Genomic DNA, 11,095 nt, shown 5'->3' with positions numbered 1-11,095 from the left:
GCCCAGTTGGAGGTTTTAGATCAAGATAAAGCGTATCTTACAATCAGTGAAGGGAAGTTTCATCAAGTGAAGCGTATGTTTCTAAAGGTAGGTTGTGAAGTAACATATTTACAAAGAGTATGTTTTGGACCATTGGAACTCAAAGACCTAGAAATTGGCCAGGCTAGAGCGCTTACACCGGAGGAGATAGAATTGTTAAAAACACACAACGATTAAATATTTATTTAATGTTTATGTAAATTTTGATGTTTATATAAATCCATAGGGGTTCTAAAAATTTACAAAATCTCCTAAATCAATTATAATAACCACGCATTTTGTGTTTAGGAGAGTTTTTATTGAATTCAACGGAGGGAGATTTTGTATGATTCAGTTTTTTCAAAAAAATATAGAACCAAATAAAAAATTAAAGACTTTCGAAATAATTATCCTAATTCTATTGATCATAGGGTCTATTGTTTCGTATGGAGTAGGATTATCTAAAGTTCATTCGAATGTAGGCAATCTTCAATTTGTTCAAAGTTTGCAAATGACACGTGATACGGAACTGGAAGATTACGATGGTGAAGAAAATGCGATGTGTGATGTAACATATCGAAACGGTGATAAAGAATTGGTTATTACGTTACCTTATGAAGAATATGAGCAGCTAGATTCTGATACTATTACTGCATATGAGTTTGAAAGTGCCAATGGAACAAAGCTTTATTTTGATCATGAAGATGTCAGTCAACAAGAGGCACAGTATTCTTATGAGCAGACAATGGCCAATCAGTCCATGCCGATCTTTAACTTTGCAAATGCATCGATCATTCTGGTCTTATCTCTTTTGATCATGATGCTGTTTTCAAGACAATTTACGACCTATGAGAAATCTTGGTTTATGTCGATCATGGTATTGGCTACCATATTCTCCGTTTTATTCCCGGAAGAAAGTGCAAATGGAATCAACGGAATTCTGATCATGTGGCTGTATCTACTGGATACCTTCTTAAATATTTTGTGTGAACTTCTAATATCGAAACAATCCAGGTATAATTTCTTAGTTTCAGTACTGGTGGAAATCACTGAAATTGTCATGTCTCTCGTCTTGATGTACCGTTTTGCGACACTGGCAACGACATTGTTGTTCTGGTTGCCAATCGACATCATCAGTTACATCAACTGGTCAAGGCATAAGGACGAGGAAGAAAGCGAATTAACAGTTGTTCGTCGCTTAAAAGGATGGCAGGAAGTACTGGTGATTGCCGGAATTATCGTATGGACAGTAGTTATTGGATACTTTATCAGTGGATTGGATATTACTACAGATTTCTATCATAATCAGACACTGGAAACAGCTGTCGTCTATATTGATGCTTGTGCTTCTGCTGTTGGTATTGCCAATGGATTGTTTATCTTTTTTAGATTTAGAGAACAATGGATTGCCTGGTATATTTGTGCAGCTTTAGAAGCGGTGATCAACATTATTTCTGGACAGTATGTGTTATTGATCCTAAAGCTGGGGTACTTTACCAATACAACATACGGATATATTAAATGGAGCAAATATATCAAATCCCATCAGGAACAGGAGAAACTATCGATCTTCTGATAAATTCTTGAGGATATGATTTAGAACTGATACAATAAATTATGTAGAAAATAAGAAATGGGAGTGAAAATTATGGCTATTTCTGCAGGAGATTTTAGAACAGGATTAACATTGATCGTAGATGGAGATCCATGGCAGGTTTTAGATTTTCAACATGTAAAACCGGGAAAGGGAGCTGCCATCTTAAAGACAAAGATGAAGAACTTAAAAACAGGTAATACACAAGAACGAAATTTCAATGCCTCCACAAAGTTTGAACAGGCACAAATTTCTAAGAAGACAGCACAGTACTCTTACCAGGCCGATAATACTTACTATTTTATGGATATGGAAACATACGATACTTATGAACTGAGTGAAGATCAGGTTGGATTCAATAAGTATTTTATCGTTGAAGGGGCAGAGGTTTCTTTGATGTTCTTTGAAGGCGACTTGTTATCTGTATCCGTGCCGGAAAAAGTTGAATTGACAGTAGCCGAAACAGATGCGGCTATCAAGGGAGCACCGTCTAACCAGACCAAAGATGCTGTGACCGATACAGGACTTTCATTACGAGTTCCACAGTTCATCGAGCCAGGTGAAAAAATTATTGTATTCTCAACAGATGGGAAGTATGCAGGAAGAGCTTAATCGGCTCTTCTTTTTCACATTATGAATAAAGTCGTTTTAATTACCGGCGGGGCCTGTGGTATCGGCAGAGCTATCGCCTTAGAATTAGCCAAAAATAAATATAATATCGTGATTAACTATCTGACTTCACAAAAAGCAGCACTATCTTTAGAAGAAGAAATCGTGCAAACCTATGGAGTGCGTTGCATGTCGATTCGTGCGGATGTTTCTGATGTGGAACAGGTCGATCAGATGGTGACGAAAATAGAAAAAGAACTGGGCGGCGTTGACATCTTGATCAATAATGCGGCAATCGATCTTTCTAATTTATTCCATTTGAAGAATGCAGAGGAATTTCGCCGAACGCTGGATGTGAATGTGGTCGGTGCTTTTAACTGCAGCAAACGTGTATATCGATATATGTTGGATCAGGAGTATGGTCGGATCATAAACATTGCTTCTACAAATGGGATTAATACATATTATCCGATGTGTATCGATTATGATGCTTCCAAAGCAGCTTTGATTTCTGTAACGCATAATTTAGCTTTTGAGTTTGCTCCTTATATCCATGTAAATTGTATTGCGCCGGGATTTATCGGAACAGAAAATGAGTTGGATGGCTATGATGAAGAATTTTTAAAAGAAGAAGTGGAGAAAATCATGGTAAAGCGATATGGTGATACAAAGGAAGTGGCATATCTTGTAAAGTTTTTGATCAGCAAGGAAGCGGATTATATAAACAATACTGTTATACGAATTGATGGTGGCCAGGTAGGCAGTTGCTAAGTATGGGGATTATCAATTTTAAAGTCTATTCCTTTATTTTTATTGAGAAATGAAAAAAACTGGTGTTAAATGACACCGGTTTTTATGATTAAGATGATTATAGAACTTGGATAACTTTATAATCAATAAATAATATTTACTTATTTCTATAGACAATAAATTGGTGATGACTACTCTATGTACTTTATCTTCAAATAGACGATTTAGTGGCCCGTATCTTTTATAATCTTTTTAAATTCGTTATAAGTTTGTGTCAATTCTTCAAATAAGTGACTGTTCTTGATAAGTTTTTCGTTTGCTTCATATTCCTTTATGTAGATTTCTTCTGGTGCGGTGTATTTTAATATTTGATCCAACAATATATTTTCTTTGTATTTTTCATCTTTATCGGGATAATTCTTTTTAAAGAAAGAAATACCTTTTTCATATTCCTCTGTTAGAGTGTATAACCAAGCGATTGCCATAACATTCACACCGTATTTTTCGCGCTTATCGTATTCATAGCTGGTGGAATAACCTTTGTTTGGTTTATTTCTGGTACATGTTTCAATCAACATGTGTAGAGCTTCGTCGGCAACCTTATGTTTATATAGAAGTGCACAAATATTGGCAACTATTTCTATGCTTAATGTATTGGCGTCAAGAGGCTGATTAAAAATAGAGGCGCAAAGTTGAATCGTTTCATCCTTTTTGTTGTTGATCAGAAGGCGATCGACAATTTCGCAAGCTAAGGATACTTGTGATTCTTTGATGGAGCCAAAAGGGTTATCGCTGGAAAAAATATAGTAATGGGAAGCCTTTGAAAACAAATCGTATAATTCTTTTAATAATTTACTTGCAGTGAATCCTTCTTCAGTTTTTGGATCAAATAATCTTAACTCTTTGATAAAACGCATGGCTTTAAATCGCCATTTGGATCGTTCACTTTTACTTATAATGCGATTTGGTGCAATATAGAGATCATTATTAGCGCATTTTATAAAATAATTTATTTCACTTTCCAAATTTGTGATGTCTACTTTTTCAATTTTACTTTTTTTCTTTGTTGAGTCATTTGGGTTTAGGATTAAAAGATCGATGTCCTCTTTTTTCGATTTAGGCAAAGCTTTATAAATTTCCACTAAAACTTTATCCGTTGTTTTCTTATCGTAGTTGCTAATGATATTTCTTAATTCTGCTACTTTCATATTTTGCTCCTGCTTAATATTAATCGTTCTTATCATATCATAGACAATAAGTTTATGATATAAACTAGGAATTAAAATACCTTTTTCCTCATTTTTTTCATCTTTATATTGATTCCTGTATTAAACCATGTATAATAATTTTGTTTCTTTAAATAAACTAAAAGTTTAGTGTTAGAAAACAAGGGAGAGATGTTATGAAGATTGGATCAAAGATAAAAGAACTAAGAATTCGTAATGGCTTGACACTGGAAGAGCTAGCTTCCCGCAGTGAACTGACGAAAGGTTTCCTGTCTCAATTAGAGCGAGATTTAACATCTCCGAGCATCTCTACATTGGAAGATATTCTAGAGGCATTGGGAACAAATTTAAGCGAGTTTTTCCATTCCACACCGGAAGAACAGTTAACGTTTGGAAAAAATGACTTTTTTGTTGATGAAAGAGATGAGCATACTGTGGAATGGATCGTTCCTAATGCACAAAAAAATGAGATGGAGCCTATCCGCATCACGATTCATCCCGGATGCAGTTCATTCATTATGAAGGCAAACGAGGGACAGGAGTTTGGTTATGTTCTTAGTGGACAGGTCGAATTGGTGATGGGGAAGAAAATCTATCGCCTTAAATCTAAAGAGACTTTTTATCTCAATGGAGCACGCAGCCATTTTATTAAAAATACCGGAAAAAAGGATGCAGTACTTTTATGGGTGGTAACACCACCTATGTTTTAGAAAAGAAAAGGGGAAGTATTATGGAGAACGAAAAGAATAAACTGATTCAGTTCAAAAATGTTGTGAAAGATTTTGATGGGCAAATCGTATTAAAAGGCATTGATCTTGATATCTATGAAAATGAATTCGTCACATTATTAGGCCCTAGTGGTTGTGGTAAAACAACTCTTCTTCGTATCTTGGGAGGGTTTTTAGAACCTACGGAAGGTCAGGTCATTTTTGATGGACAAGATATATTGAAATTACCACCTTATAAAAGAGAATTAAATACAGTCTTCCAGAAATATGCTTTGTTTCCACATATGAACGTATACGACAATATTGCGTTTGGATTAAAAATAAAGAAGATGAGCAAAGACATTATTGAACAAAAAGTAATGAAGATGTTAAAACTTATTAATTTGGAGGGATATGAAAAGAAAAATGTAACGCTTCTTTCCGGAGGACAGCAACAACGTGTTGCGATTGCCCGGGCTCTGGTCAACGAGCCATCGGTATTGCTTTTGGATGAACCTTTGGGTGCACTGGATCTTAAATTACGTAAAGAGATGCAATACGAATTAAAACGCATTCAACAAGAAGTGGGTATCACATTTATCTTTGTAACACATGACCAGGAAGAGGCTTTAACGATGTCTGATAAAATCGTAGTCATGAAAGAGGGTGAGATCCAACAAGTAGGAACGCCGCAGGATATTTATAATGAACCTGTGAATCGCTACGTAGCCAACTTTATCGGAGAAAGCAATATTGTTCCGGGGCGTATGTTAGAAGATAAAAAGGTGCGCTTTGATGATATTACTTTTGATTGTGTGGATGTAGGATTTAAGGAAAATGAACCGGTGGACGTTGTGATCCGTCCGGAAGATATAGATATTGTACCGGTGGATCAGGGTAAAATGACAGGTACGGTGGAAAATGTATTGTTTAAGGGCGTTCATTATGAAATCATGGTCGAAACAGTACCTGGGACACACGTAACGGTAAACATGCATGTACGCAAAAATGAGAATATTTTAAGTGAAGATGGCAAAGAGGCTATAAGTGCGAATGATTTCTATCTGGATTTGGAAGACATGAAAGATATTGATGACAAGGAAATTGTAGCACGTGCTGATGCACAGGCCTGGAACCCACAAACGGATGAATATATCTCTATCAAGGTCGATACAGATCTGAAAGAAGAAATTGGTGAGTACAGTGTCACTTTCTCTACTGGTTCAGGATTGCAGGTCACACGTAAGATTTGGGTTATAGATCAAAGAGTGGTTGAAAATAAAAAGGCGAATGAAGCTGTCAGCGCTTTTAACTTTTTTAAATCCAAAGATGAAATCTCTGAATCGCCGGCTTTAGATACAGATTTGAAAACATGGGCCAATGCGCAAGGGTGGAAATTAGATAATGAAGAAGAAACGATTGACCTAAGTGTTGATTATGATTTTGACCCGGAGAACATTACGGAGGGAGTATATAAAGTTACTTTCTGGACAACCGGACGTGAATTTAAAATTCATACAACGGATTTTGTGGAAGAAGGAAAAGAAGTCGGACTGACTTTCTTCCCGGAAGATATTCATGTTATGGAGAAGATGGGATTCTAATGCGCAATTTCAGACAATTGGCCATTCCTTATATAGTTTGGGCCGTTTTGATGCTGTTTCTTCCGATGCTGTTGATCTTATTGTATTCTTTAATGTCACAGGGAAACAGTATTGTTTCTTTTCAGTTAACTTTTAATAACTATATAAAGTTTTTTACAGATCCGGATTTTTTACTGATTCTATGGCGTTCATTGGGCATTGCACTGGAAACAACGGTGATCTGTTTGGCGATCGGATATCCTATTGCTTATTTTATTTCGCGAACTTCACAGAAAACGCAAAATATTTTGATTTTAGCAATTACGCTGCCGATGTGGATCAATATGTTGGTTCGTACATATGCCTGGATCGGTATTTTATCCGGTGATGGGCTTGTTTCCAGCATTTTAAGTTTGTTTGGCTTGGAAAACACGGAGCTTCTCTATACACAAACAGCTGTTTTGATTGGTATGGTTTATAACTTTTTGCCATTTATGATTTTACAGATTCACACTTCTTTAACAAAGATGGATAAAAGTTTGCTGGAGGCTGCCAGTGATTTAGGAGCGAATCGAGTACAAACTTTTTTGCGTGTGATCTTTCCTTTATCTTTATCCGGGGTAGTGAGTGGGATTACGTTGGTTTTCTTGCCGGCCGTATCTTCGTTCTTTATTCCTAAGTTGTTAGGGGGAGGACAGTTCTTCCTGATCGGTAATGTGATCGAAAATCAATTTATTACTGTGGGGGAATGGAATTTTGGATCTGCGATTTCTATGATCATGGCGGTAATCATGATGTTGTTGATGATGGTGGTTCGTAAAGTGGACGCCCGCGTAGGAACACAGGAGGACTAACCATGCCAAAAGAAAGAAAATTAATAGGTAAGGTGTTGACGATCTTAGGTATTGCGTTTTTTTATCTACCCATTGTATTTATGATCGTATTCTCCTTTAATGAATCGAAATCATTAACACATTTTACCGGTTTTTCGACAAAGTGGTACCAGGCTATGTTGGAAAACCACAGCATGATGGAATCTTTATATGTTACGATCGTCATTGCCTTACTGGCCACACTGATATCGACTATCATTGGTACGATTACAGCCATAGGTCTTTCTCGGTCTCGTAAGATTATCAAAAATCTGGTGCAGCAAATCAATGATTTCCCATTGATGAATCCGGAAATTGTTACTGCCATTGGTTTGATGTTGTTGTTTATTACGCTGCAGGTGGAAAGGGGATTTACAACTTTGTTGTTAGCTCATATTTCCTTCTGCATTCCCTATGTGATGTTGAGTGTGATGCCAAAAATTCGTAGTTTGGATCCGAATTTAGCGGATGCGGCTATGGATTTAGGATGTACACCGTTTCAGGCGTTGTATAAAGTCATTGTTCCGCAAATCATGCCGGGTATCATATCGGGTGCACTGATTGCCTTTACCATGTCTTTTGATGATTTTATTATCAGTTACTTTACAACGGGTGGAGGTGTTAAGAACTTAAGTATCATTGTTTATACAATGTCTAAACGTGTGAATCCAAGTATCAATGCAATCAGCACGCTGGTTGTCGTATTTATTACCATTGTATTGGCATTAGTCAATATCTTGCCAATCGTTGCCAGGAAAAGAGCCGGTAAGCCTAAAAATAAGCCGTTACGTTATGGGATTACAGCAATTATCGTCGCCTGTCTTGGCTTTGGCCTTTTCCAGTTTGGTTCATCAACAGGGAATAAGCCCTATGCAGGGCAGACTTTACATGTCTATAACTGGGGAGAATACACAGGTGAAAATGTCATTGGAATGTTTGAAGAGATGACCGGTGCTAAAGTAGTTATGGATATTTTTGACTCAAATGAACAAATGTATATCAATGTGGCAAACGGAGAAAGCTATGACATTTTAGTGCCTAGTGATTATATGATCGAACGTTTGATTCAAGAAGATCTTTTGATGAAACTTGATAAAAAGAAGATTCAACCGGCATTAGATCGTTATGTAGATGATGTGATTGGATTGCCGTATGATCCAAATAATGATTATTCAGTACCTTATTTCTGGGGAAGTGTAGGTATTGTATATGATAAAACGAAAGTTTCAGAAGAAGATTTGGAAAAAGAAGGCTATAACATATTCTTAGATCAGAAGTATAAAGGTGACATTTATTTATATGATTCAGAACGTGATTCCTTTATGATGGCTTTAAAAGCGCTTGGCTATTCTATGAATACAACCGATCAAAAAGAATTAGATGAAGCATATCATTGGCTTTTAGAATGTGTTGAAACCATGGAACCGGAAATCGTGACCGATGAAATTATCGATAATATGGCACAAGGGCGAAAAGCCTTGGGGTTGATCTATAGTGGAGATGCTGCCTACGTCATGAGTGAAAATGAGGATATGGGATTCTATATGCCGAAAAGTGGAACAAATTTGTGGAGTGATGCGATGGTTATCCCTAAAAATGCGAAAAATCCAGAACTTGCTTATGAGTTTATCGACTTTATCAGTGATTACGAGGCATCTATGGATAATTCCAGCTACGTAGGTTATACATCTTCGAATCAGGAAGTTTTTGATGAATTGTCCGGCAAGGATGGTTTGTATGAAGGAATCGATGCATATGTACCGCGTTCCGGCTACAAACTAGATGAAGTCTTTGAGTATCACGAGGATATACGAGTGATTATGGCCAATCTTTGGTCAAGAGTAAAAATTGCCGCCAGCAATGCACAATAAAGGAATGTTGAATAGGGGGTCTAACAGTTGAGTAGTTTTTGAACTACTTTGGACTATTAGTCCCTTTTTATATGTGTATGAACCCCTAAATAATAAAAATCCCCAGTTCATCTCTTGATGTGCTGGTTTTTTGGCATTATAAAAACATCTTTTTTATTTCTTTTTTTTTTTACAGTGTAAAAGGTTTCTTTCTACGCTTCCTTCTTATCAGTTTTTATTCGATAGAGGTGATATTTTCTTAAATTATATCCAATACATACCAGTAAAAATTCCATTTTTACACTTTTCATTCCTTTTCTGGTAAATCGTATAAATCCCATGTCCTGTTTAATCACTCCAAAGGCTCCCTCAACTTGAATCGATCTCTCTTTCTTCATTTCCTGTCCTTCTGAAGTGGATAGATTTTCTTTTACTTTTTTCTGGAGTTCATTTAAGATGACGTTCTTTCCGTATGTCCTATACTTTCCTTTTGTACATTCTTCTTTGAGCGGGCATCCCTCACAGTGATTTTTTTCTGTATAAATCTGTGTAATAGACAGGTTGTCATTTCTTGTATATTGTATCCTGTCGTATCCATACTGATCGAACACTCGACCATCCGGGCAGATTTTGAATCCCTCTTCATTGATTTTCCAGTTCAGTGAATTGAACTTTCGTTTCTTAAACTGCTTGTCTTCTTCTTTTCCATACATAGAAAATTTTTGTACCAGTTCCATTTCATGCTCTACATTATATAAATAGTTGTCATAGCTTCCATATCCTGCATCGGCTACCGGATATTTTGGCCATTCTCCATAAGCTTCTTCGTAACGATCCATAAATGGAATCCATGTATGTTGATCGGCTGGATTTTGAAATACATCCGAATTTGTGATAATCCCGTTGCATACGGCAATCTGACAGTTATAGCAGGGACGTGTTACACCCGTCTGATTATAGTAGTCATATTTTGTAGCCATAAATGTTGCATCATGGTCAATTTTAGAACAGGAGTTTCTCTTTCCCATGATGTTCAGCCAAAATTCATATTCATTCAGTTTTATATAGTATCCGAGGAAAAGATCATAAAATCTCTGAAATTCTGATTTTCTTTTTCCCTTTCCATAGACCAGCTGAATATTCTGACATGTGATAACTTCCATAAGATACTGACAAATTACACCCATATCGAATGCTTCGTATTTTCCTTTTACCGGATAATGATATCCATAAGTTTCGTTCAGCCGATAGATATCTTCCGTAATTCTTTCGAACAGACGTGTTTCTGCATTCATAATCCGTTTTTTATACACGAATGAATTCTTATGCGCATTTGCCTCTATCTTTGTACCGTCTATATACTGTACATCCGTATCACAAAGCATTAAGTCCCTGGCGATATGTTTAGAAATCGTAAAGAAAACATCATCAATTGATTCTTTCAATTGTTCTGTCATTCTCTGAAATGCCATGGCACTTGGACATTCCTCATTTGTCAGATACATGTAACGAATATCTGTCTTACATAACTGTGCGATCTTCGTCAGTGAACGATTGCCTTCCTGAAAAGCAAACAAAAGGGTCTTGAGCAACATGACTCTATCGTGTGAATGTGTATTATTTGAGCGGGTAATCTTAACAAACTTTGAAAAATCAATCCCTTCTACCGCTTCAAGAAACGAAAACACAGGGTCATTTGAATCTATTTTAACAGAGAGATCAAATGGCAGAGAGAGTTGCACAAAACCAGAATAATGATTATAATTTGTTTGGTTAAATTGGTTTTGTAGCATAACTAAATTATACTACAGACAAAAAGGACTGGAGTTTCCATTTAAGGAATTCCAGTCCTTTTTTAGATCTAACTTTTAACTGTTAGACCCCCT

At 36.4% G+C, this 11,095-nt stretch carries 9 protein-coding genes and 1 pseudogene; 8 read left to right on the top strand and 2 right to left on the bottom strand.

The window, feature by feature from the left end:
• The 4 genes and pseudogenes from U0M88_RS10120 to U0M88_RS10105 all read left to right on the top strand — a co-directional run.
• Positions 1-216, top strand: a pseudogene (locus U0M88_RS10120) (pseudouridine synthase); the annotation flags it as partial.
• A gap of 148 nt (positions 217-364) precedes the next feature.
• A complete protein-coding gene (pnuC, locus tag U0M88_RS10115; RefSeq protein ID WP_117446824.1) occupies positions 365-1,594 on the top strand; it encodes a nicotinamide riboside transporter PnuC in 1,230 nt (409 codons plus the stop codon).
• 72 nt (positions 1,595-1,666) lie between these two features.
• Positions 1,667-2,224: an elongation factor P gene (gene efp, locus U0M88_RS10110; RefSeq protein WP_022790080.1), complete on the top strand. Its 558-nt coding sequence runs from the start codon at positions 1,667-1,669 to the stop codon at positions 2,222-2,224.
• A gap of 21 nt (positions 2,225-2,245) precedes the next feature.
• The gene (locus U0M88_RS10105) at positions 2,246-2,992 is read left to right on the top strand and encodes an SDR family NAD(P)-dependent oxidoreductase (RefSeq protein WP_331869726.1); all 747 of its coding nucleotides are present in this window, start codon (positions 2,246-2,248) and stop codon (positions 2,990-2,992) included.
• Positions 2,993-3,195: 203 nt separating this feature from the next.
• Here the strand turns inward: U0M88_RS10105 and U0M88_RS10100 are convergent, their stop codons facing one another.
• On the bottom strand, positions 3,196-4,179 hold the full coding sequence (locus U0M88_RS10100; RefSeq protein ID WP_117446822.1) for a hypothetical protein: 984 nt from the start codon (positions 4,177-4,179) through the stop codon (positions 3,196-3,198).
• Positions 4,180-4,373: 194 nt separating this feature from the next.
• Between U0M88_RS10100 and U0M88_RS10095 the strand changes: the two genes are divergently transcribed.
• The 4 genes from U0M88_RS10095 to U0M88_RS10080 are packed head-to-tail and all read left to right on the top strand — an operon-like array spanning position 4,374 to position 9,230.
• Positions 4,374-4,907 (top strand): helix-turn-helix domain-containing protein, encoded by a 534-nt coding sequence (locus U0M88_RS10095; protein ID WP_117446821.1) that lies wholly within the window; start codon positions 4,374-4,376, stop codon positions 4,905-4,907.
• 20 nt (positions 4,908-4,927) lie between these two features.
• Positions 4,928-6,508, top strand: a complete 1,581-nt coding sequence (locus U0M88_RS10090; RefSeq protein WP_331869725.1) for an ABC transporter ATP-binding protein — start codon at positions 4,928-4,930, stop codon at positions 6,506-6,508.
• On the top strand, positions 6,508-7,341 hold the full coding sequence (locus U0M88_RS10085) for an ABC transporter permease (RefSeq protein WP_117446820.1): 834 nt from the start codon (positions 6,508-6,510) through the stop codon (positions 7,339-7,341). Before U0M88_RS10090 ends, U0M88_RS10085 begins: the two co-directional genes overlap by 1 nt.
• 2 nt (positions 7,342-7,343) lie before the next feature.
• Entirely contained in the window at positions 7,344-9,230 is a 1,887-nt protein-coding gene (locus tag U0M88_RS10080) for an extracellular solute-binding protein (RefSeq protein WP_168964959.1), read from the top strand.
• A gap of 191 nt (positions 9,231-9,421) precedes the next feature.
• Here U0M88_RS10080 and U0M88_RS10075 read toward each other — a convergent pair whose 3' ends face one another.
• Positions 9,422-11,002, bottom strand: coding sequence for a transposase (locus tag U0M88_RS10075; protein ID WP_331869724.1), 1,581 nt, complete (start codon positions 11,000-11,002; stop codon positions 9,422-9,424).
• Positions 11,003-11,095 lie beyond the last annotated feature (93 nt).

The organism is Faecalicoccus sp. (assembly GCF_036552745.1).
Classification (GTDB): Bacteria; Bacillota_I; Bacilli_A; order Erysipelotrichales; family Erysipelotrichaceae; genus Faecalicoccus.
Note: the sequence above shows the minus strand (reverse complement) of the source record. Positions and strands in the feature narration are given on the sequence as shown.

Coding starts and splice junctions, on each gene's coding strand:
- pnuC (WP_117446824.1), top strand. CDS start 365: ATGATTCAGTTTTTTCAAAAAAATATAGAACCAAATAAAAAATTAAAG.
- efp (WP_022790080.1), top strand. CDS start 1,667: ATGGCTATTTCTGCAGGAGATTTTAGAACAGGATTAACATTGATCGTA.
- U0M88_RS10105 (WP_331869726.1), top strand. CDS start 2,246: ATGAATAAAGTCGTTTTAATTACCGGCGGGGCCTGTGGTATCGGCAGA.
- U0M88_RS10100 (WP_117446822.1), bottom strand. CDS start 4,179: ATGAAAGTAGCAGAATTAAGAAATATCATTAGCAACTACGATAAGAAA.
- U0M88_RS10095 (WP_117446821.1), top strand. CDS start 4,374: ATGAAGATTGGATCAAAGATAAAAGAACTAAGAATTCGTAATGGCTTG.
- U0M88_RS10090 (WP_331869725.1), top strand. CDS start 4,928: ATGGAGAACGAAAAGAATAAACTGATTCAGTTCAAAAATGTTGTGAAA.
- U0M88_RS10085 (WP_117446820.1), top strand. CDS start 6,508: ATGCGCAATTTCAGACAATTGGCCATTCCTTATATAGTTTGGGCCGTT.
- U0M88_RS10080 (WP_168964959.1), top strand. CDS start 7,344: ATGCCAAAAGAAAGAAAATTAATAGGTAAGGTGTTGACGATCTTAGGT.
- U0M88_RS10075 (WP_331869724.1), bottom strand. CDS start 11,002: ATGCTACAAAACCAATTTAACCAAACAAATTATAATCATTATTCTGGT.